The 23,865-nt window shown below is 34.9% G+C and carries 22 protein-coding genes; 7 read left to right on the top strand and 15 right to left on the bottom strand.

The genetic code is table 11. The features are described from left to right. Positions 1-428: 428 nt before the first annotated feature. Positions 429-827 (bottom strand): hypothetical protein, encoded by a 399-nt coding sequence (locus RHO11_01370; protein WVD61803.1) that lies wholly within the window; start codon positions 825-827, stop codon positions 429-431. Positions 828-1,128: 301 nt separating this feature from the next. Here RHO11_01370 and RHO11_01365 point away from each other — a divergent pair, with 301 nt between their 5' ends. Both RHO11_01365 and RHO11_01360 read left to right on the top strand, forming a co-directional pair. Then, a complete protein-coding gene (locus tag RHO11_01365; protein ID WVD61802.1) occupies positions 1,129-1,818 on the top strand; it encodes a cytosine permease in 690 nt (229 codons plus the stop codon). Next, complete coding sequence (locus RHO11_01360; GenBank protein WVD61801.1) at positions 1,791-2,399, top strand: cytosine permease; 609 nt, start codon at positions 1,791-1,793, stop codon at positions 2,397-2,399. The genes RHO11_01365 and RHO11_01360 overlap by 28 nt, the downstream gene beginning before the upstream one ends. A gap of 207 nt (positions 2,400-2,606) precedes the next feature. On the opposite strand, the gene RHO11_01355 is transcribed toward RHO11_01360, so the two are convergent. The 5 genes from RHO11_01355 to RHO11_01335 form a co-directional block, all read right to left on the bottom strand. After that, positions 2,607-3,446, bottom strand: coding sequence for an alpha/beta hydrolase family protein (locus RHO11_01355; protein WVD61800.1), 840 nt, complete (start codon positions 3,444-3,446; stop codon positions 2,607-2,609). Between the two features lie 396 nt (positions 3,447-3,842). After that, positions 3,843-4,553: an MFS transporter gene (locus RHO11_01350; protein ID WVD61799.1), complete on the bottom strand. Its 711-nt coding sequence runs from the start codon at positions 4,551-4,553 to the stop codon at positions 3,843-3,845. An 18-nt stretch (positions 4,554-4,571) separates the two neighbouring features. Next, positions 4,572-5,012 carry an MFS transporter gene (locus RHO11_01345; GenBank protein WVD61798.1) on the bottom strand — a complete coding sequence of 147 codons (441 nt, stop codon included), beginning with the start codon at positions 5,010-5,012 and terminating at the stop codon, positions 4,572-4,574. A 327-nt stretch (positions 5,013-5,339) separates the two neighbouring features. Next, complete coding sequence (gene allD / locus RHO11_01340; GenBank protein WVD61797.1) at positions 5,340-6,389, bottom strand: ureidoglycolate dehydrogenase; 1,050 nt, start codon at positions 6,387-6,389, stop codon at positions 5,340-5,342. 76 nt (positions 6,390-6,465) lie between these two features. Further along, on the bottom strand, positions 6,466-7,368 hold the full coding sequence (locus RHO11_01335) for a carbamate kinase (protein WVD61796.1): 903 nt from the start codon (positions 7,366-7,368) through the stop codon (positions 6,466-6,468). Positions 7,369-7,736: 368 nt separating this feature from the next. Between RHO11_01335 and fdrA the strand changes: the two genes are divergently transcribed. From fdrA to allS, 4 genes are read left to right on the top strand one after another with little or no spacing between them, the layout of a single operon-like run. Next, the gene (fdrA, locus tag RHO11_01330; protein ID WVD61795.1) at positions 7,737-9,404 is read left to right on the top strand and encodes an acyl-CoA synthetase FdrA; all 1,668 of its coding nucleotides are present in this window, start codon (positions 7,737-7,739) and stop codon (positions 9,402-9,404) included. A 12-nt stretch (positions 9,405-9,416) separates the two neighbouring features. Next, complete coding sequence (locus RHO11_01325; protein ID WVD61794.1) at positions 9,417-10,682, top strand: DUF1116 domain-containing protein; 1,266 nt, start codon at positions 9,417-9,419, stop codon at positions 10,680-10,682. A 5-nt stretch (positions 10,683-10,687) separates the two neighbouring features. After that, positions 10,688-11,530 (top strand): DUF2877 domain-containing protein, encoded by an 843-nt coding sequence (locus RHO11_01320; protein ID WVD61793.1) that lies wholly within the window; start codon positions 10,688-10,690, stop codon positions 11,528-11,530. 8 nt (positions 11,531-11,538) lie between these two features. Next, entirely contained in the window at positions 11,539-12,462 is a 924-nt protein-coding gene (gene allS / locus RHO11_01315; GenBank protein ID WVD61792.1) for an HTH-type transcriptional activator AllS, read from the top strand. A gap of 51 nt (positions 12,463-12,513) precedes the next feature. On the opposite strand, the gene allB is transcribed toward allS, so the two are convergent. The 4 genes from allB to allC all read right to left on the bottom strand — a co-directional run bounded on the left by allB (position 12,514) and on the right by allC (position 16,458). Then, the gene (gene allB, locus RHO11_01310) at positions 12,514-13,881 is read right to left on the bottom strand and encodes an allantoinase AllB (protein WVD61791.1); all 1,368 of its coding nucleotides are present in this window, start codon (positions 13,879-13,881) and stop codon (positions 12,514-12,516) included. Positions 13,882-13,984: 103 nt separating this feature from the next. Continuing rightward, a complete protein-coding gene (locus tag RHO11_01305; protein ID WVD61790.1) occupies positions 13,985-14,191 on the bottom strand; it encodes a hypothetical protein in 207 nt (68 codons plus the stop codon). Positions 14,192-14,345: 154 nt separating this feature from the next. Then, positions 14,346-15,125, bottom strand: coding sequence for a (S)-ureidoglycine aminohydrolase (allE, locus tag RHO11_01300; protein ID WVD61789.1), 780 nt, complete (start codon positions 15,123-15,125; stop codon positions 14,346-14,348). A 106-nt stretch (positions 15,126-15,231) separates the two neighbouring features. Then, positions 15,232-16,458, bottom strand: coding sequence for an allantoate deiminase (allC, locus tag RHO11_01295; protein WVD61788.1), 1,227 nt, complete (start codon positions 16,456-16,458; stop codon positions 15,232-15,234). 276 nt (positions 16,459-16,734) lie between these two features. On the opposite strand from allC, the gene RHO11_01290 reads away from it, so the two are divergent. Then, the gene (locus RHO11_01290) at positions 16,735-17,970 is read left to right on the top strand and encodes an alanine--glyoxylate aminotransferase family protein (GenBank protein ID WVD61787.1); all 1,236 of its coding nucleotides are present in this window, start codon (positions 16,735-16,737) and stop codon (positions 17,968-17,970) included. Positions 17,971-18,067: 97 nt separating this feature from the next. Here the strand turns inward: RHO11_01290 and ahpF are convergent, their stop codons facing one another. The 5 genes from ahpF to RHO11_01265 all read right to left on the bottom strand — a co-directional run bounded on the left by ahpF (position 18,068) and on the right by RHO11_01265 (position 23,824). Further along, positions 18,068-19,648, bottom strand: coding sequence for an alkyl hydroperoxide reductase subunit F (gene ahpF, locus RHO11_01285; GenBank protein WVD61786.1), 1,581 nt, complete (start codon positions 19,646-19,648; stop codon positions 18,068-18,070). A 68-nt stretch (positions 19,649-19,716) separates the two neighbouring features. After that, positions 19,717-20,280 carry an alkyl hydroperoxide reductase subunit C gene (gene ahpC, locus RHO11_01280; protein ID WVD61785.1) on the bottom strand — a complete coding sequence of 188 codons (564 nt, stop codon included), beginning with the start codon at positions 20,278-20,280 and terminating at the stop codon, positions 19,717-19,719. 412 nt (positions 20,281-20,692) lie between these two features. Beyond that, a complete protein-coding gene (locus tag RHO11_01275) occupies positions 20,693-21,133 on the bottom strand; it encodes a copper resistance protein NlpE (protein WVD61784.1) in 441 nt (146 codons plus the stop codon). A 350-nt stretch (positions 21,134-21,483) separates the two neighbouring features. Then, positions 21,484-23,079: an ABC-F family ATPase gene (locus RHO11_01270; protein WVD61783.1), complete on the bottom strand. Its 1,596-nt coding sequence runs from the start codon at positions 23,077-23,079 to the stop codon at positions 21,484-21,486. Between the two features lie 226 nt (positions 23,080-23,305). Then, positions 23,306-23,824 carry an OmpA family protein gene (locus RHO11_01265; protein WVD61782.1) on the bottom strand — a complete coding sequence of 173 codons (519 nt, stop codon included), beginning with the start codon at positions 23,822-23,824 and terminating at the stop codon, positions 23,306-23,308. Between the last annotated feature and the right edge of the window lie 41 nt (positions 23,825-23,865).

Genomic DNA, 23,865 nt, shown 5'->3' with positions numbered 1-23,865 from the left:
CATCATATTATTACTCATCTTGCTCACTTTACTCACCTACTTGAAAATCAAACTTAGACGAGTTTAATCAAATAAAAATCAATAGCAATAGTTTTTTTCCATAAAAAACCTAAATAAATGAAAATGTTATAGTATTATTTTTGAGACAACTGTCACGCTTGAAGAATTAATAAATAGATAAAAATAAAATAAATAAAATCAAATGGTTAATTTTTGAATTGTTATCGAAAATATAGGAAATAGAGAATAAGTAATCGATAGGTATAATAAAGGGAGCAATAAGTATTAATTCAAAATAAATTTATCTAATTGATTTATAATAACTTAAAAAAATATTATTTAATAAAATCACAAAAATGAGACAGTGAAAATAAAAAAAGCGGATAAATCATTATCCGCTTAGTTGCATCTTACTGTGATTACCGCTATTACCAGTAACCAAATGGACCATTAAAGAACATACCATTATCCCAATCTAATTCTTGTGCCTCATTCCATTCTTGCATTCTGGCAATTTTTAGTTGGTTTTCTTCTTTATATGATTTCCATGCTAAGTTATAACACGCTTGGAAAGTCGGGTTATTAATTTTAGCGTAGTACTCTTTTTCAAACATGATTTTTTGAGCCGCAGGTAAACTGTTGGCAGTCGGAAGTTGTTGCATTAATGTTGCAGCCTGTGGATCACACTCATTCGCTAAAGTGATTTGTGTTTCTAATAACTGTTGAGCATGTTCTTTTGCTTCTGCAGCTTTTTCTGCTGGAGTTTGAGCACAAGCACTCAATAAAGCAATCGCAGCAACTAAACCTGACATTTTTAATATTTTCATTTTAAGCTCCTTAATAATGTAGGCAAAGTATCCCATAAAGCATAAAACCATTCAATTTAACAAATTGTTAAGTCTGCAAAGATTAAGTCAAAAATAAGTAAATTATAATAAAATAATTGTTTTATAAACGATTATTGTACTTTTTTTGATAATACATACTGTTAAATAAATCCCTTTAAATCATATAACATATGATCAATTATCTGTGTTACATCACAACTTGATAAATAAAAAAACATAAAATCGAAACAATTACAGTATACTGATTTACTTATACGATTAGCCACAAGGATATTCCTGAATGACTGAAAAGTTGGATTCAATTACTATTAAGACTAATCGCACCCTCTTTCCTAAAAACAATTCTGAACGAACAATCCCCCCTTTTACCTATATCTGTATGTGGATCGCCGATGGTGTTAATTTAGGTAATATGACGTTAGGCGCTTCACTATTTGTAGCGGGAATTGCAACAATCAACCTTTTACAAACAACAGTCGCTGCACTTATTGCAATATCAATCATATCCATTATTTTCGTATTAAATGATCGTTTTGGTTATCGAACTGGTGCCCCTTATGTTATCCAATTAAGAATGTCATTTGGCATCAAAGGCTCAATCGTCTCCTCACTGATGAGAGGAATACCAGCAATTGTTTGGTATGGTTTTCAAAGTTGGATTGGTGGAACCGCACTGAATGAGATTGTAAAAATAGCGACACATGGCTCATTTGATAATATTTTTGTCTGTTTCTTAATACTACAAGTAATTCAAATTATTTTATCGTTATATGGTTTTCACTCTATAAAATGGGTTGAAACGTTGATATCAATTGTCATTATGGTTGCTTTAATTTATGTCTTTATTATTTTATTGACCCAATATAGTGATGTGGTAAGTCAAAATTGGTTACATACTGAAGGCACATGGGGAATTAAATTTGGGGATTTATCATGGTTTTTATGGGCAATTATGCAGCAATTTTCTTAAGTGCCTCAGATTATTCACGTGAACTCAAATTAGGTGTTAGTGATGTAAAACGCGGATTTCTATACTTTATTCCGATCCTGATCGCATATGGTTTTGTTCTTACAATCGGGGCGATGCTAGCTGCGGTTACGGGTATAGTCAATCCTGTTGAAGCCTTTCCTCTTGTTATACAAAATGAATATATCACCGTGATCGTATCAATATTTATTATTCTTGGCGTTATTGGCGTAAATATGGTTGCAAATATTGTTGCACCCGCTTATGTCATTAGTATATTAACAAAATTAAACTATAAACCCGCTGTCATTATCACCGGATTATTAGCGATTGCATCTTTTCCATGGCTACTTGTAGAAAATGATAATGCAATTAGCTTGCAACTATTTATTCGTATCTATTCAGCGTTTCTTGGTCCAATCATCGCTATTTTATTAGTCGATTATTATATCCTCAGTAAACAACAAGTTGACATCAAAGCATTATATCAAAGCGATGGTCAATATGCTGGCGTGAATAAAATTGCGATTATTGCAATGCTAATTGGCGCCTTTTTCGCCTTTTTAGAGGTTAATTTGACCTGATTAATTGGTTTTATCGTGGGTGGAATAGCTTATTTTGTACTGAGTAAAATAAAAAATAACGATCCTATTTAACAATTTGGTGCGGTCAAGTAGCAATAATAAGCAATGCCAAATTAATGGCATGCTTAATATATCAAAATGATAATCGAGTCGATTATTCGTTAAATTATTGCTGTATAGTGTTAATTTAGCATAAAAACACTATTGCTACTGAGGCAATAATTGCAATGCTCGCTTAGTATTGAGTGCATCAATTAAAAACTGCATTTGATATTTAATAGCATTATCCCAGTAATTCCAAGTATGACCGCCATTACGTTCAATATAATCATGAGGAATCTTTAATGCTAATAATTTATTATGTAATTGACGATTTGAATTAATAAAAAAATCATCAGTGCCACAATCAATAATTATATCGATATCAGAAAAGATAAAATGATGGGCATTATTAATAATTGCTTTATTATCCCAAAATTTAGCGTTATCAACATGATTACCAAATACCTGTTCTAATCCCCAGTTTTTAGGGAATTCACGAGGATCAACTCCACCACTCATACTACCAACCGCACCAAACTGGTCTTGATGATTCACAGCAATATTAAGTGCCCCAAATCCACCCATACTCAATCCTGTAATAGCTCGCCCATTCTTACTGGCAATCGTTCTAAAATCGTGATCAATTGCAGCTACAAGCTCCTGACTAATATAAGTTTCAAAGCGACTATTCTTATCAACTGGACTATCAATATACCATTTATCATAATCCCCATCTGGCATTACTAAAATAACTTGATACTGATCGGCAAGTTTTGCTATATCACTGTTTTTAACCCAATCTTGTTCATTACCACTCCAACCATGTAGAACATAAATAGTAGGATAGTTATCGGCATTAGTATTATAAGAGTCTGGTACAACAACAGTGACCTTCAACTGTTTATCCATTGACTCGCTTTTTACAGCGGTTTGACGCATCTCATAACTGTATGCACTTATTGAAAAAGATAATGTAAAAAGTAAAAAGAGAATTTTTTTCATCATGATCTACTCCTTAATTAGTTAAATAAACAACTGGTTATAATCCTATCATACTTAATAGATTATGACAGTTGCTAACCACCTGATACACTACTTTGACTACCAACATCCTTGATTCAAAGTAACGCCATCATCCTGTTAAGTAACATATTATTACAAGATTATAGTTTATAACGAGACAACTTTCTCAACTAAATAAAGCAATAGTAAATTAAAGAATAGGTTCGTTAAAATCTTGTTGAAAGATCTAAATATAGTAAAAAAACACTTTAAAATTAAAGATTTCTAAAAAACAAAAGGGATAATAATATCCCTTTAACTAATTACGAATAATCACTCCACCAATAAAGTGATTATCAATAATTAGAGTATGCTCTCTTCTATTTATAATAGTGTAAGTTACTTGGTCTGATTACCCTCTTTCACAAATAACATGGCAATAATACCAATAATTGTAATTAATGCCGCAAAATAGAAACCATTATTTAAGCTTCCTGAGTTGTCAGAAATTAATCCAGTCACATAAGGTGCGCAAATCGATGCCGACATACCAATACAGTTATATAAGCTAAATGCAGTACTTAACGAAGTTTTCGGTACATTATCAGCAACTAAAGCAATTAATACTGGATTTAGACTGATTTTACCAATAAAACCATACAACACTAACACACCGATAAGTACGGTATAAGAGTCAGAATAAACAATAGAGAAAATAGCGACTAATGATAGTGGTAACATACACAATACGACTGGTTTACGGCGACCTAATTTGTCTGAAACATAACTACATAGCAAGGTCCCAATTATCGATATCCAAGGCACAATAGATGCCAAGCTAGCTGCTTCAGTTTTATCCATACCTCGTTCAGCTTCTAAATAATTTGGTAACCAAGTAATAATCACAAAGAATCCATAAATTGAACAGAAAATAGTAATATAGGCGAGTACTAAATTACGATTTTTAAATAATAAAATAATTTGCTCAATCGTTGATGGTTTATGAACATTAGCTAAGTCTGCATTGCCCTGTTCTTGTGTTTTCTTAATAATATTTTCTTTAACAAAGATCATCATCAGTAATGCAACGATTAAAATAGGAATCGCCACCGTTACAAACGGGATTTTCTATGAAGTATGTAGTTTTGTGGTCATAATACTTGATAAGCTATAACCAAAAGCAATACCAAAAGACATACCGCTACCAATAACAGCACTCCCTAATGTGATCCATTTTTTAGGGATCGCTTCGGTAGATAGAGCATATTGAGGCCCATAATAACTACCTTGTGCTGCGCCAGCTAACATCCATAGTAAAATAAAAACTGAAAAACTATTCGCAAAAAAAATCGATGTAATAAATGCAGCATATAGAATAAAACCGGTGACTAAAACCTTTTTGCGACCAATTCTATCGCCTAAAATACCCGATGGGATTTGTAAAATAGTATAAGCCAAAAAGAATAGACTCATAATACCGCCCGCCTGAGCATTGTCGATATCATAAGCTTGTTTAATTTCACCAATAATAGGGCTAAATACAGATCTACCTGCATAAATACAAACCAACCGAGGAAAAAAATAATGACGATTTTAACCCAATATTTATTTGGTACTGCTAATGCTTTTTCGTTATTCATATACTAAGCTATCCTAATTTATTAAGTGATACACTTGAACTCTAATCATGGTATTACGTTATTTCTAGATAACAGTTATAGCAAATAGAACATCGTATTGATGTCAGATGTTTATTAGTACATTATTTAATTTATTGTTACCTTGAAAATTTACTTGATAATATATGGGATAAGCAATCTAACTCGACATATGTTGTTCTTGCTCAAATTACCTACCCCAATAATGCAGGATTAGAGATTAATATTGTTATCTTAATTATTCAGCGAATTTATTTTTATGATCATAACGATTGAAGTGAATATCATCACTGATCAAATAATTATAAATATCATCGACAATTTCAATACCATCACGAAGATAAGCATCTTCTCGAGCTTTGCCTCTTTCACCTGGGTAACATACTTCTTTTACCCCTTTCATTGGCTTAACTTGTTTTAACTCATCTAACATAGTTGAAACTGAATTTTTAAATACTTCTAGACCAATAAAAAACTCAGGATTAATGACAATATGTAAATGGCCAAGATCACGACCTTTAGATAAATCTGCATACATAGAGGAGACATTTTTACCAAATGGTACACCAAGTAAAATACCAGACAGCACATCAACCATCATCATTAAGCCATAACCTTTTGCACCGGCTATTGGGACTAATGCATTCACATTATGTGGATCGGTAGTCGGTTCACCATTCGCATCAACCGCCCAGTCTGATGGAATATCAACACCTTTAGAACGAGCATGAAGAATTTTTCCCCAAGCTTGTACAGTTGTTGCCATATCAAATGAAATGACTCGACCGTCGGCGCTAGGTGCTGCGAACGCAATAGGATTGGTACCAAAAAACTCTTCAGCTCCACCATAAGGAACTGCCATTGGGTCAGATTGGCACATCGAAATAGCCACTAAGTTTTGGTGTGCTGCCATTTCGGTAAAATAACCAAGAGAACCACTGTGAGAGATATGTTTGATACCGACGACTGCGACACCATTTTTCTTAGCCATAGCAATCGCTTTTTCCATACCCACTTTTGCTGCAACTAAACCACAACCATTATCATAATCTAATATTGCGCTAGCTGGCCCAGTCTCTGTATATTTAATGTTAGGATGAGTGGTAATACCGCCTTTGGCAATACGTTCAGAATAATACTCAACACGAACTGCGCCATGCGAATGCACACCACGAAGATCAGCAAACGTTAAAACATCTGCAGCAGCATCAGCGTCTTCCTTGGTGAGTCCTGCTTTATGCATTTTATTTGATATTAGTTTATGCAATGTTTCTTTATCTACTCTCATGATTTAGCTCCATATAAAGATGTTAAAATATCTTATTTCCGATTTTATTTAGTTATCAATGAAAAAATTAATTCCTTTATGCACTAATGATCGTTCCGGTAGTACCCGCTAATAATTTTTCTAAATCATTTAAACTGCCAATGTAAGCGGTATTTTTTGTTGTCTCAACAAAATCAATAGCGGATTGAACTTTAGGTCCTATTGAACCATCCTCTTTTGCTAATGAACGCAATTCATCTGGTTTAACTTTATGGTAAGCTTTTTGTTGCGGTGTTCCCCAGTCAGAATAAACAAAGTCAGTATCCGTTAAAATCATCAAATGGTCAGCACCAAGTTCTGTCGCTAATTTAGCTGCAGAATGGTCTTTATCGATAACGGCCTCAATGCCTTGATAACCAGTCTCTTGTTTAACAACTGGCACACCGCCGCCACCATTACAGATAAGAATAGTATCTTCTGATAATAATTTTTTAATCACATCAAGTTCAATAATAGTCTGTGGTTTTGGTGATGGAACTACCCGACGAATATACTTACCATCAGCCTTGAAAGTCCAACCATATTTTTTAACTAACTCAGCCTCATCGCTCGGTGAGTAAACTGGACCAATAAATTTAGTAGGATTACTAAATGAAGGATCGTTTTTATCAACGGCAACTCGTGTTGATAGAGTAACGACATTTTTTACCTGCTTAAATTGTTGCAAGCTTTGGCTAATCATATACCCTAACATACCTTGAGTTTCGGCCACTAAAATATCTAATGGATAAGGTGGTAACTCGGTATATGCTGCATTTTGTAATGCAAGTAACCCGACTTGTGGGCCATTGCCATGTACAATAATGACTTTATACTTGCCGGCAAGATTTGCGATTAGTTTCGCAGTCGCATCAATATTGTTATACTGATTTTCAACTGTTAATGCTTCATTACGTTTACAAATAGCATTACCGCCTAACGCAATTACAATTAATTCCATCTTTATTCACCTTATTTATTAATTCTTAATCAATTTAGTCTCTATGACTTAAGTCTACGTGTTACTCAGGTAATATATTGTGATCTATTTCATTGTTTTTAGGCTATTCAAATTAATTCAACATTGGTACGCTATTTATTGAAAAAAATTAAAAAACAAAATTAATATTATGATTTATAATAAAATTTAACTAAATTCCATTTTATCTTTTTGTGATATAAATCACCGAATAATCTTAAATTAGCGATAAGATATTGGCTAAATTACTAAAGATATTGGATTATCTCTTTTAAAGTGAGTAATTTTATTTAACTCCGAAATTTTGTTTAACACAAAATAGTCGTTAATTACATTGAGGATAAAATTTCATGGTTCAAGCGTTTATTAAAAAAGGCAGTTTCCAAGATTCGGTTAGCTTGATGCTAATATCGAAGAAACTTAGCCAAATTGAGGATGTTAGCGAAGTTTCCGTTATGATGGGAACGCCGGCTAATAAATCTTTATTACGCAATACAGGCTTTTGGAACGATCAGTTTGATGAGGCAACCCCTAATGATATTTGCGTTGGTATTAAAGCTGAACATTCTGATATTGATATTGTTGCCCTGATCAGCGAAAAACTAGAAGAGTCATTAAAAAGTGCTAATCAACAAAAAAGCGGCTCTCGTTTACTTAAAGCTCGTCGCCTAGAAACTGCGATTAATAAACTTCCTGATGCCAATTTAGTCTTAATATCTATTGCTGGGGAATATGCTTGTGGACTTGCAAATGATGCATTAGATCACAACCTAAATGTAATGTTGTTCTCTGATAACGTCTCTGTGGCTGATGAAATTCAATTAAAACAAAAAGCGACTGAGAAAGGGCTAATTGTCATGGGACCAGATTGCGGTACATCAATTATTGCCGGAGCTCCGCTTGCTTTTGCTAACGTAACACCAAAAGGTAATATTGGTATTGTTGGAGCTTCGGGTACCGGCATTCAAGAAATTACCTCGCAAATTGCACTCCATAATCAGGGGATCACTCATGCTATCGGCTTAGGTGGAAGAGATCTTTCTGCTGATATAGGTGGAATTAGTGCCTTAACCGCATTAACCATGCTTAGTAATGACAGTAATACTAAAATTATTACGTTTGTTTCTAAACCACCAGCAGAAAGTGTCCGTAAGAAAATTATCCAAGCGATGCAGCAAATCGATAAACCGATTGTGGCACTGTTTTTAGGCAGTAAACCAGAAAAAATGCAAGACAAGAACATCTATTTTGCCAATACGTTAGATGAAGCTGCTCGTATCGCTTGTCTACTATCGAAAGTAGAGCAAGCAGCAGAGTCTGTTCCATCAGTTAAAGGTCGCTTGATTTATGGTTTATATACTGGCGGAACTTTAGCCGCTGAAGCTGCGATGCTATTAGCAGAAAAACTGGATGTGACGACCTCTTCTTCTCATGATAAAGGCATTATGTTAGATGCTAAAGGACATAAAATTGTCGATCTTGGTGATGATTTTTATACCGTTGGTCGCCCTCATCCGATGATTGATCCCTCTATTCGTGAACAAGAGATTGCGGCCTTAGGTAAAAATAACAATGTCGGTGTGTTACTGATTGATCTAGTGATTGGTTATGGTGCTAACCAAAACCCTGCTGAATCAGTTATTGAAGGTGTTAAACAAGCTAAAAAACTCCGTACACAAGATAATCCATTAATTGTTATTGCAACCGTCACGGGTACAGAGAGTGATCCACAAAATCGTACAGAACAAATTAATTTATTAAAAGAGAACGGTATTGTTGTACTTGATAACTTACCTGAAGCAGTCCTACTCTCTTGTAAATTAATTGATCCAGTTTGCCATAATCAAACAAAATCAGAACAACCCCCTTTGTTAAAAGGTGTCAGTGTTATTAATGCAGGATTAAGAAGTTTCGCTGAGGATTTACAATCTGCGGGCATCGCTGTTATTCATTATCAATGGGCCCCTATTGCAGGCGGCAATCCGCAACTAGCTAATATCTTAAAAAAATTACGATAAGAGGTTCAAAATATGAAGTACAATTCGATTAATGAAGCAAATGAAGCAATTATTGAGCGTATTAAAGAAGCTCGTCCACACTGGATCGGTGTTAAACCTGCAAAAGAAGCAGTACCAACATTACAACAAGGTTACAAATTACTCCATGCTGGACCACCGATTAAATGGGATGATATGACTGGACCTATGCAAGGAGCATGTATTGGTGCTTGTCTATTTGAAGGTTGGGCGAATAATGAAGCAGATGCTATTAACCTATTAAAAAATGGCAAAGTAGAGTTTATTCCTTGTCATTCTGTTAACTCTGTTGGCCCTATGGGTGGTATAACTTCTGCTAATATGCCAATGCTTGAAGTCAAAAATATGCCTCATGGTAATTATGCCTACTGTAATTTGAATGAAGGTATTGGTAAAGTGATGCGTTTCGGAGCCTACGGTGAAGATGTACAACAACGTCACCGTTGGATGAGAGATTCACTTGCTCCGGCATTAAATGAAGCACTACAATTATTTGAAAATGGAATTGATTTAACGGCAATGATGGCACAAGCGATTACCATGGGAGATGAATTCCATCAACGTAATATTGCAGCCTCAGCTCTACTATTAAGAACCTTAGCACCAAAATTGGCTCAACTAAATCGACCAAAAGATGAAATGAGCAAAATTTTTGATTTCTTAAGTGTCACAGATCAATTCTTCCTTAATCTTGCTATGGCTTATTGTAAAGCAGTTATGGATAGTGCTGCAACAATTGAGGCTGGTACGATTGTTACAGTCATGACTCGTAATGGCAAAGATTTTGGTATTAAAGTCAGTGGACTGGGTGATCAATGGTTCACGGCACCAGTTAATACACCAGAAGGACTATTCTTTACTGGCTATAGTCAAGCCGATGCAAACTCTGATATTGGTGATAGCGCCATTACCGAAACGTTTGGTGTTGGTGGTGCAGCGATGGTTGCAGCGCCTGGGGTAACTCGCTTTGTGGGTGCTGGTGGACTTGATGCGGCAATTGAGACTTCAGAAGAGATGAGTGAAATTTATTTGACTCACAACCCAATGTTACAGATTCCATCATGGGATTTCCAAGGTAGTTGCTTAGGGCTAGATTTACGTCGTGTTGTTGAAACTGGAATTACGCCATTAATCAATACAGGTATCGCTCATAAAAAACCAGGTATTGGTCAAATTGGTGCGGGTACGGTAAGAGCACCATTAGCATGCTTTGAGAAAGCTTTGATTGCATTAGCTGAAAAAATGGATATTAAGGGGTAGTCATTATGAAATCAGTGAAGCCGTTAGCGATAAGTACCGCTATACCCAATTCAATTGGATCGCTTCACTGTTTTAGTATTCATGATAGGGTAATTAATTTACTTAACCAGCAACAACAATTAATTACCCTACATCGTCACCATAATGGAATTAGCCCAATGGGGATGATAATTAAAGAGTGTGATTTTGATTATCTGCATAGCCTGTTACTTGCTAATCAATCGCGACCAATAAAACAAAATTCACAAGGAATTGTAGTCAATAATGAGATCTTAATTAGTAATAATGCCCGTAAGTTACAATTACAAATTACGCAGAAGTTCATCTCCTCTTTTACGTTTATCGATCAACTAATCCATCAATTTGATCAACCTACAGGATTATTTGGCTCATTAAAATCCATTAAAAAAAATAGATTGCCTACAGAATTACACGACTTAAGTGAACAAATCGCTTTACTTTTAGAAGGTCAATCAATAGACCTCTCTTCGATCATTGGCTTAGGGCCAGGATTAACTCCAACGGGCGATGATGTCATCACTGGTGTGCTACTACTATTATTTTCTGATCCATTTTGTAGTCGCTTGTTAGATAATTTACCGAATCAATTTCCTCTTTCCCTGCTTGAGCAACAGACAACTAAAGTGAGTGCCAATTTTCTCCACTATGCAATGATGGGAATTTTTTCTGCAAATCTATTAAATGTGTTACACTTAATCCAGAATAAACGATATACAAACTTAACCGCAGTAAATCGATTACTCAGTTATGGTCATACTTCCGGTGCCGACTTATTACTTGGTATGTGGTTAGGTTCATTAATATTAGAAAAATATAAATATGGATAGGTATAATCATGTTAGATCAAGAAACGATAAAAACATTTATTACTATCGTTGAATGTAATAGTTTTTCAAAAGCAGCAAAACTTCTTTTTAAAACACCAGCAACTATCACCTACCGAATTAAAGCACTAGAACAACAGTTGGGTATTCAGTTATTTAAACGAACTACTCGCTCTATCTCATTAACCTTAGCAGGTGAACATCTCTACCAACACTGTTGTAATTGGCATAGATGGATTGAACACATGCCTGAAGAGCTAAAAGAGATTCAAAATGGTATTGAACGGCAAGTCAATATTACCATTAATAATATACTTTACTCCCCAGAAGCGGTAGCCGAGTTACTTGTCTACCTTAAAAAGCTGTTCCCTTTTACCCAGTTTAACATTAAAAGACAAGTTTATATGGGAGTATGGGACTCTCTACTCAACGGTGATAGCCATTTTGCGATTGGTGCAACAGGTTGGGAATCCCTTGACACGATGTTTAATATTTACCCGATTGGTGAAGTTACTTGGATATTTGTTGCAGAAAAAGATCATCCATTAGCAAAAATAAATGGCAAATTAAGTAATGAAACACTAAGAAACTTTGATGCAATAAATATCGAAGATACTTCAATAAAAATGAGTAAACGTATTGGCTGGCTACTCTCTGGACAACGAGAAATTCTTGTCCCTAATTTGCAAACTAAATTACTTTGCCACTTAAAAGGGGTAAGTGCAGGTTTCCTACCAAAAACACTATGCCAACCTTATATCGATAAAAATCAATTAGTACCTTGTGAAGTGATTAATACGCGTTTACCATCTCAATTATCGCTAGCTTGGAAAAAAAATAATATGGGTAAAGTCATTAATGAATTGGTGACTTTATTTACTAATAATAATCCTATTACTGAAGCTTTTTATAAAAATATTGATATAAAACGATAAAATAAAAACGGATGGCACATACCATCCGTTTTTTATTATTAAATAATTTTTTTAACGATAGATATACTCACCCATCGGTTTTTCAACAACGCCACCCTCTTGCGAGTAAACTAATTGACCACGTAAGTAAGTTTGAGCTACTTGTGCGTTAATTGTTTTCCCAACATAAGGACTAAATTTATTACGATACTCTAAATCACTTGCTTGCAATACATAAGATGCATTTGGTTTAATTAACACTAAATCGGCATCTTTACCAACTGTAATTGAGCCTTTAGTCGGTAAATTAAAGCGTTCAGCTGGCTTTTTAGCAATTAAATCAGCAAATGCCTTCAATGATAGACCTCTTTTTTGTACCGCTTCATCAAAAAAGATATCTACGTTATTTTGTACACCAGAGATTCCGCCCCAAGCATCAAATGCATTGGTTTTGTCCTTCAAATCTGGTGAACAAGGCGAATGATCTGATACCACAGTCAATAATGCACCAGAGAAAATCTGCTGCCATAATCCTTCTTTAGCCGCTAAATCACGAATTGGAGGAGAGCATTTCGTCGACATACCGATCGCATCTAACTCATCAGTAACAAAATAGAGATAATGTAAACATGTTTCACAAGTCACATCGACACCTTCTTCTCGTGCCTTCATGACTTCAACAACACCTTCAGGACAAGCTACATGACAAATATGGATACGACATCCAGTGATCTTAGCAAAATAGATAGCTCGACGAATTGCTTCTACTTCAGTAAATACTGGACGAGTCGCAACATACTGCGCTAATGTCGTTTCACCACGAGCTCGAGCTGCTTTAGCAAGTCCACTTGCAATGACACCATTTTCAGCATGGATAGCTAAAATCTTACCTGTTTTAGCAATCTGTTTCATGCCTTCATATAACGTATAATCATCAGCTCTATCAAAGTCTCCTTCGATATTCGGATCACCACATGCCGTCATAAAACATTTGTATGCAGCAACACCTGCTTTATCAAGCTCTTGAATACCACCGTTTAAGTTATGTGGCACTAAACCACCAAACGAGGCGACATCAACATAAAGTTTATCTTTACCTGCTTGATATTTTTTATCGATACTAGCGGCATTGACCGTTGCTGGTAATTGATTTAATGGCATTTCGATAAAAGAAGTGACACCGCCTTTAGCACAGGATTTGGTTCCTGTTACATACCCTTCCCAGTCCGCTCGTACGCCACCAGGGTCGGTAATATGAACATGAACATCAACCATACCTGGACTGACAACTAAGCCGTCAGCATCTATTACATTTTGAGCATTCCCTAAATCATAACCAATTGCAGCAATTTTACCATTTTTGACTGCTATATCGGTTTTGACTTCACCCGAATCCAAAATAACCAAACCATTTTTTATGATTAAATCAAATTTGTTCATATTCATCTCACTTCTTATTTTACCGTTTAACAATAAAGAAATAATCTACCACAATTAATAATTTCTTTATGCCTATTTTACAAATTACTTCAATAGACTAGCACTATTTAACTTGTTCTTGCTTCATCAATTGCTCTAATGGTGTATTAAAGATCTCTTTATCAAACTCACCACGTTTTTTCGCCATTATGATTGAACAGAACACACTTCCCATAATATTACATGGTACACGAGTAATACCTAAGAAATAGTCTACACCAAAGAAAATAACAGCAACTTCTAATGGTACACCGGCTAAATCACACACCACTGTAACGGTATACTTTTCTTGGCGACATACTCGGGCATATAATTCATTGATAGACCGGTCGCAGATATTTTAAAAATGTTACTCATAAACTAGCTTCCTATTCAAATAACGATTGGATAAGCCATCGATGACGACTTATCCAATGGCTTAATTTTTATATTTCTACATCTCGGTGACAATCTTTTGAATAAATATAACTTAATGACTCATGCCCTACTGCATAGCAAGCCTGTAGCGCATACGCTGCCATAAAGATATAATCACCCTTTTTAACAGGGATCCAGTCATTATCTAAGACATACATCCCTTCACCACTTAATAGATAAGCACCATGTTCTTGCACATGAGTTTCGATATAACCATGGCTAGCACCAGGCTTAAACGTTAAAATATGAAAATTCATATCAAATGTGAGTTCTTTTGGTAAAAAGTCCTGAATGATAACGTCTGTCATACCTTCATAGTTAATTTTTTCAAGATTATTGATATTGTTCGCAACCACATAAGGATTATGACCTGCTAGTGGCTGATATCGACGTTTATATAAAAAGAGCTTTGATGTTTCAGCATTATTTTTTAAAAATAATTTCACACCTGGTGGACAATACAAATAACCGCCAGTTTGTAATTTAAACGCTTGTTTATCTGCTTTAGCTTCAACATCCCCTTCGATGACATACACAAATGTCTCTATTTGATCACCACCAAAACCTTGTGCATTTACACCCCCACGATGCATGGTTACGATATAATCAACAAACGAAGCGCCTAATTTTGGTGTCGATAGAATAGTAATATCGCAATTTTCGAAGCCAGGAATCACATTTTTAACTAAACCATCTTGTGGAATTAAAGCATAATTATCCTTTTTTATTACCGCACGTGACGCCAGTAGATCTTTAGGATATCCGATATTATTATTTATATAGCCCATACTAATTTCCTTACTTTTATCGACTAAATTCTGTGTCGGTTTACTTTAGTTATTTATCTGTTCTTGTTAATCAAATAGCTTTTACTCTATCGCAATTTACAATTAGCTACTCTTTATAAGCTAATTGATAAAGTGCATAAGCTAGCGCTTTTACGCCTTCGGTTAAGTCTGCTAAATGCGTATTTTCCGCAGGATTATGGCTAATACCGTCAATACTTGGTACAAAAATCATGGCCGTCGGTATTTTTGGCGCAAAAATTTGTGAATCATGCCCTGCACCACTATGCATCACTTTATAGCTTAGCCCTTCTTCTTGACACTGCTTTTCAAGCATTTTTGTTAGTGCTTTATCCATTGGAATCGGGGCTTCATCCATCCATAAATTGATATCTATAGCCAGCCCCATTTCTGCTGCGATACGCTGCATATCTTGCTCAATTTCTTTCGTAAAACTGATCAATGTTTTAGCATCAGTATGACGACAGTCCATCGAAAATAAAACTTCGCCAGGTACAACGTTAACAACATTCGGTTTTGGTATAACGCTACCAAATGTTAAGACTAATGGATCACCCATCTTGACCGCTTTATTAATCGATTCCTGACAGATACGGCTAAAACAATATACCGCATCTTTACGATAGCTCATTGGTGTTGTACCGGCATGGTTAGCTTGACCCGATAAACGAATATTGTAGCGACGTTGACCAACAATACTGGTTACGACACCAATACTTTTTTGTTCACGTTCTAATACACCACCCTGTTCAATATGAAGCTCAACAAAGGCTTTAATATCACTACGGGCAGGTTTGGTATTAAATTTAAATCCACAGTGGGTCATTGCATCAACAAAATTGATACCCGCTTTATCTTGAATATTTTTAACATCATCTGGATTAGCCATACCTAAAACGTTTTTACTTCCCCAAAAAGAGTATGGGAATCGGCTACCCTCTTCTTCTGCAAAAGAGACTACTTCTAATGTTCTTAATGGCTTGCCATAAGTTTCATAAAGATATTTAATAGCTAAAAATGCGCCAACAATCCCTAATTGGCCATCTAATCGACCGCCATTAATAACGGTATCAACGTGAGAACCAGACATAATAACTTGTTCTGCATATTTGCTTCCTGGAATTCGGCCAAACAAATTACCGATATCATCAAAATAGGTTTCCATTCCAAATTGTTGCATACGCTGCTTCAATTGATTTTGAGCTTGTAGCCATTCATCAGAATAAAGTAAACGGGTAGTTCCACCGTTTTCTAAGCCGCCAAAACTGGCAATCCAGTTAACTATTTCAGCAACATCATTTTCTAAAATATTCATATTGATATCTCCTTAATTCCTGATAGTTTAATAGCTACACAAAAATAGCTGGTTCTTTGTATTAAACGTACTAAAATACTTATCATTATAGTTAAATCCAAATTGGAAAATGTGATAAATATATTCATTTACTAACTATTAAAAAAAATTTAACTAACTAAGTATAAAAATTATAAGTTTTTATATAATTAATTCGTTATTTGATTATTTACAATATTTAGCAATAATTTATCATTAGCTTTATATATTTTCATCTCTTTAAATAGGAGTTTTCGGATGTTAGATGTCACTCAATATGATCAAATCAATCCCCCTTATCGATTATTAATGGGGCCCGGTCCTGTTAATGCTGATCCAAGAATTACACGCGCAATGGCAGCCCAGCTTATTGGTCAATTTGATCCGGTAATGACCGAATATATGAACCAAACAATGGCACTCTACCGTGATATCTTTAGAACCAAAAACCAACAAACTTTTGTTATTGATGGCACAGCAAGAGCAGGTATTGAAGCAGTTCTCGTTTCGACGATTCGCCCAAATGATAAAGTTCTTATTCCTAATTTTGGTCGCTTTGGTTTATTACTTTGTGAAATAGCTAAACGTTGCCGTGCAGAAATTCATACGATTGAAGTACCTTGGGGACAAGTATTTACTCCAGATATGATTGAAGATGCAATCAAAAAAGTAAAACCTCGTATGTTACTATGTGTTCAGGGTGATACATCAACTACGATGTTACAGCCTTTAGATAAAATTGGCGAAATTTGTCGTAGACATGGCGTTATCAGCTATGTGGATGCAACCGCATCAATTATTGGTAACACATTAGAAGTTGATAAATGGCAACTTGATGGCGTTTCTGTTAGTTTACAAAAATGTTTTAGTGGGCCTCCAGGTGTTGCTCCATTAACGTTAAATGAGAATATCGTTGAGTTAATTCAAAAGCGTAAGTGTGTTGAATCAGGTATCCGTCGTGATAATGAAACCGATGGTAATGATGAGATGATCTATTCTAACTATTTTGACCTTGATATGATTATGCGTTATTGGGGACCAGAGCGAATTAATCACCATACTGAAGCAACCAGTATGTTATTTGCAGCCAGAGAAAGTGCTCGAATTGTCCTACAAGAAGGACTTGATAATGTCATTAAACGTCATGAAATTAATGGTAAAGCGCTACTTGCCGGTCTACAAGCCATGGATCTCGAGATTTTTGGTGATGTTACCAATAAAATGAATAACGTTGTTGGTGTCGTCCGACCAAAAAATATCGATGATGCAGAATTAAGAAGCATTATGCTAAATGATTTCGCCATTGAGATCGGTTCCTCTTTCGGACCATTAAAAGGTAATGTTTGGCGAATTGGTACTATGGGTTATAACGCACGTAAAGATTGTGTGATGCAAACCTTAACCGCATTAGAAGCAGTATTAAATAAACTAGGTCATAAAACAAAATCAGGTGAAGGCTTACAAGCTGCCTGGAACTATTATGATACGCATTAATTGCGATAAAAAAATCAGCTATCGTTAATGACTGAAACTGACTTTCTTTTTGTAAATAAAAAATAACTCATCAATTGATGAGTTATTTTTTCAATTATTATTCAGCAACTTTCGTTCTGATTAAATAATCAAATGCACTTAAAGAGGCTTTTGCGCCTTCGCCAGTAGCAATAATAATTTGTTTATAAGGCACTGTTGAACAGTCACCTGCAGCAAAAATACCTTTAATACTGGTTTCATTTTTACTATCAATCACAATTTCACCAATACGATTACGCTCAACTGTTCCTTCTAGCCATTGGGTATTTGGTAATAAACCAATCTGAACAAAAATACCAGATAATGCTAATTCATGTTCTGATTCATCAACACGATTTTTATATTTCAAATTAGTTAATTTAGTACCATCACCAGTCACTTCAAGAGTCTGTGCATTTACGATAATATCAACATTTTTTAAGCTACGTAATTTATTTTGTAATACCGAATCCGCTTTCATCTCAGGTAAAAATTCTAATAGTGTTACATGATCTACCACACCAGCTAAATCAATTGCCGCTTCAACACCGGAGTTACCACCACCGACAACAGCCACTTTTTTACCTTTAAATAATGGGCCATCACAATGAGGGCAATAAGTTACTCCACGAGTACGGTACTCTTGTTCACCAGAAACATTCATATTACGCCAGCGAGCACCTGTTGCGATGATGATACTACGTGATTTTAAAATCGCACCAGAAGCGGTTTCTAAACTGTGTAAACCACCCTCTTTTTCAGCTGGAATCAATTTCACCACACTTTGGTTTTCAATCACATCGATATTATAGTCGCTAACGTGGCTACGGAAAGCTTGAGCCAATTTAGCACCTTCTGTTTTTGGTACAGAGATATAGTTTTCAATGTCAACAGTATCAAGTACTTGACCTCCAAAACGTTCACCAATCAAAGCCGTACGAATACCTTTACGTGCAGAATAAACCGAAGCTGAAACACCAGCAGGCCCACTACCAATAACTAATACTTCATAAGGTTGACGCTCAGTTAATTCATCAGCAGCACGTTTTGCCGAATTAGTATCAATTTTGCTGACAATTTCAGCTAATGTCATACGACCTTGTCCAAAAACCTCACCATTAAGATAAACAGCAGGGACACCCATAACATTGCGATCAGTGATCTCTTGTTGGAAAGAACCGCCATCAATTGCAGTATGGGTAATATTTGGATTTAGAACTGTCATTAAATTCAACGCTTGAACGACATCAGGACAATTATGACATGAAAGTGAATAATAGGTTTCAAAATGGAATTTGCCATCAAGATTACGAATTGTATCTTGTAAGCTCTGTTCTTCTTTCGAAGGATGACCACCAACTTGTAATAATGCTAATACTAATGAGGTAAATTCATGACCCAGCGGAATTCCAGCAAAACGTAATCCACTATCCACCCCAGGATTAGTAATTAAAAAAGAAGGTTTACGAATTGAACTATCATCGGCTTGTTTTACAGTGACTTTATCTGATAATTCGGCAATTTCATTAAGCAGAGTCAACGTATCGGTTGATTTTTCACTATTATCCACATTGGCAATAAGCTCAACAGGCTTAGTTAATCGCTCTAAATAAGCTTTTAATTGGGTTTTCATATTACTATCAAGCATTGTTTTACTCATGGTTTTCTCCTAAACAAATCGGGCATAAAAGCCCGATTTTTTTTATAACTAAGAACGGCAATAATGACTTAGATTTTACCAACTAAATCTAATGAAGGAGCAAGAGTTGCTTCGCCTTCTTTCCATTTAGCAGGGCAAACTTCACCTGGGTGAGATGCAACATATTGTGCAGCTTTAACTTTACGTAATAAATCAGCAGCATCACGACCAATACCTTCAGCAGTAATTTCAATCGCTTGAATGATACCTTGTGGATCAACTAAGAAAGTACCACGATCTGCTAAGCCTTGGTTTTCACGCATAATTTCAAAATTACGAGTTAAAGTACCAGTTGGGTCACCAATCATTGTATATTGAATTTTACCGATAGTTTCTGAGCTACTATGCCATGCTTTATGAGTAAAGTGAGTATCAGTAGAAACAGAATAGATATCAACACCTAATTTTTGGAATTCAGCGTAATGGTCAGCTAAATCACCTAATTCTGTTGGACATACAAATGTAAAGTCCGCTGGATAGAAAAAGAAAACACTCCATTTACCTTCAATATTTTTTTCAGTAACGTCAATAAATTGACCTTGTTTAAATGCAGCGTTAGCAAATGGTTTAACTTTAGTATTGATTAATGACATTTTAGTTCTCCTGTTGATTAATTGGTCTCTATAGTAACGAATTTCTGTTGGTGAATCTAATGAGTTGTTCCTATAAACTCAATAGTTTTTACTTATCGTAAATAACACTATTAATTGTTATTATCTGTGTGAGGGTTACCACTTAATTATCAAAAGAACAACTCAGATTATTGATAAATAAAATAATTTTAAAATTTAATTTACTCTTACTATTCATATATTAAAGTTTGCCGATAGTTTTATTAACTTTATAAAAATGTCTTGAGTTATTATAAAACTCATTTTTATAGGATGGATGTTGAGTATTTGATAGAAAAAAAGCAAAACAGTATGTACTTAAAAAGTCCTGTTTTGCTTAAAAAATTGCGCACTATAACTGGCGATAATTAATAAAATATTACCTACTTTAAAACTAAAATACTTTGATTTGCTTTAATGTATAGTTTAGGCTGCTTTGAATCGGTTGACCTTCCATATCGTAAGCAGTTACATAACCTTCACCGATAAAGAATGTACGGGTTTCATCACCCTCTTTTAAATAAATAAGTGGTTTACTTTTATTCCACTCAATTTGCCCTTCTGTGGCTTGTGGCATAAAAGTATTTTTACCTTTCTGATAAACTTGTTCTAATTTAAATGAATTATCGCTATTTAAAATTAATGTTGTTTTAATTCCTTCACAATCAGCACAAGGTAGAACACCTTCATAAACACCAGCCCAATCTAAAGAATTACGTGCAGTTGAACTATCAACAACCGCTTGTGGTTGAGCAGCACTATTTACAGTTTGTTGATTCTGTGTAGAACATCCAGCTACAGCCATGACTGCAAAAATAACAGCTAATTTTTTCATACGAACTCCTATTGCAAAAAATCAATTAAGACTATCTTTATTATCATGCTTAGTCAGTATACCTTCTTAATACCATTAATTTAAATTAAATAGTGAAAGAAATATGCAAAGAGTGACAATACCTCTTATCTGATAAAAGATATCCATTAGGTAGATATAGCAAGAGTGATTGAGTGATAACAATGATTTTGACTATAAGTTATATTTTATAAATCATATCAAGAGATGTTTGACTGCTATTTTAGTATTTGATGATGATTAAATAGGCTAACAAATATAAGCGCCTTTTATTATAAAATAATGGCTAGTTTATCTAGCCATTATTAACATAAGCGTGATGGTGTTAATAATTACCCATCAATACCTTGGCTACGTAAATAATCTTCATAATTACCGGTGTAATCCACCACTTTATTTGGTGTAATTTCAATAATTCGTGATGCTAACGAGCTCACAAACTCACGATCATGGGAAACAAAGAATAGCGTTCCTTTATATAACTCTAACGCCATATTTAACGATTCAATAGATTCCATATCCAAATGGTTAGTCGGCTCATCCATAACGATAATATTAGGACGTTGCATCATTAATTTACCAAATAACATACGACCTTTTTCACCACCAGAAAGCACTTTAACTTTCTTCTTAATATCATCTTGTGAAAATAGCAGTCGGCCAAGGATACTACGTACCGCTTGCTCATCATCACTAGGCTGTTTCCACTGACTCATCCAGTCAAAAACGGTTAGATCTTCATCAAATTCATATTCATGATCTTGTGCATAGTAACCAATATTAGCATTTTCAGACCACTTTATTTGTCCTTCATCAGCTTCGTATTCGCCCATTAACGTTTTTAACAAAGTTGATTTACCAATACCATTAGTTCCCAAAATCGCTACTTTTTCACCGACTTCAACCATTAAATTGACGTTTTTAAATAGTGGACCATCCTCAAAACCTTTAGTTAACTTCTCAACAACCAAGGCATTACGATAAAGTTTTTTATCTTCATCAAAACGAATAAATGGATTTTGTCGACTCGATGCTTTCACTTCCTCTAACTGGATTTTTTCAATCTGTCTTGCTCTTGAAGTAGCCTGTTTTGATTTTGAAGCATTAGCACTAAAGCGACTAACGAAAGATTGTAACTCGCTAATTTGCGCTTTTTTCTTGGCATTATCAGCAAGTAAACGTTCTCTCGCTTGGGTTGATGCCGCCATATACTCATCATAGTTACCAGGATAAATACGTAATTCACCGTAATCCATATCAGCCATATGAGTACAAACCATATTTAAAAAGTGACGGTCATGGGAAATGATAATCATGGTACTTTCGCGCTCATTAAGAACTTGTTCTAACCAGCGAATAGTATCAATATCTAAGTTATTTGTTGGTTCATCTAGTAATAAAATATCTGGATTTGAAAATAAGGCTTGAGCCAGTAATACTCGAAGTTTCCATCCAGGGGCGACATCACTCATTAATCCGTAATGTTGTTCAATTGGAATACCAACACCTAATAATAATTCACCCGCACGAGCTTCAGCACTATAGCCATCCATTTCAGCATATTGCACTTCCAAATCGGCCACTTTATAACCATCTTCTTCGCTCATTTCACTTAGCGCATAAATACGATCTCGCTCTTGTTTAACTTGCCAAAGTTCATTATGCCCCATAATAACGGTATCAAGCACAGTATATTGTTCAAAAGCAAATTGATCCTGCTTTAACTTACCTAAACGCTCATGAGGATCTAACGCCACATTACCTGCAGTAGGAACTAAATCGCCACCTAAAATTTTCATAAAAGTCGATTTACCACTACCATTAGCGCCAATAAGCCCATAGCGATTACCATTTCCGAACTTAACTGAAACATTTTCAAATAGAGGCTTACTGCCAAACTGCATTGTAATATTATTTGTACTTAACACTTGATTAACTCTCGAAAATAAATAAACCACCGGATTAAATAATCAGGTGGTCAAAATGTGATTTTGTGCACATTATGCCATAATCAATAGATTGGTGCGAGTAAAGAGTGCGCTTAAATTTTTATAGTATAAAAAACGTAGTTAAATATTAACTACGTTTTTGCAATCAATGTCCTATCGATAATATTCAGACAACAATACTTATTATTATCATTAATAGGGGCTATTATTTGATCTTTTCAATATGTAATTCAACTCGACGATCGGGTTGCAAACACGCTTTTACTTTGTCAAAACTCTGGCTATTATCACAAGTAGACGTTATCGGCTCAAGCTTACCTTTGCTTTCAACAACATAATTTGTTTCTATACCAGCATTAATTAAATAATTTTTGATTGTTGTCGCGCGAGCTAACCCTAAACGATAGTTATAATCATCAGAGCCAAGTTTATCGGTATGACCAACGATAATAATTTTAGCAATTTTAATCTGACTATTATTTAATGTATTCGTCAATTTAATTAACTCTTCCTTCGCTTCTGGCAAAATAGCAGCGAATGATGCACCATCAAATTTAAATAACGCATCAGTAGATAATGTGACGATCTCTGTGGTATTTGTTACTTCATCCGTATCCTTACACCAGCTATTATTAACATTCCATTTATTATTTACTGATGAGCAGGCAGAAAGTCCTAAAATTATGCTCAAGATAAAGCCAACTTTATATAAATTTTGTTTCATTTGTGATCCTTTTCTAATTATTTAATCGATTTTATCCAAAA

It is taken from the genome of Orbaceae bacterium BiB (assembly GCA_036251205.1).
GTDB lineage: Bacteria > Pseudomonadota > Gammaproteobacteria > Enterobacterales > Orbaceae > Orbus > Orbus mooreae.
The sequence above is the reverse complement of the archived record's forward strand: the minus strand, read 5'-3'. Positions and strand labels throughout refer to the sequence as shown.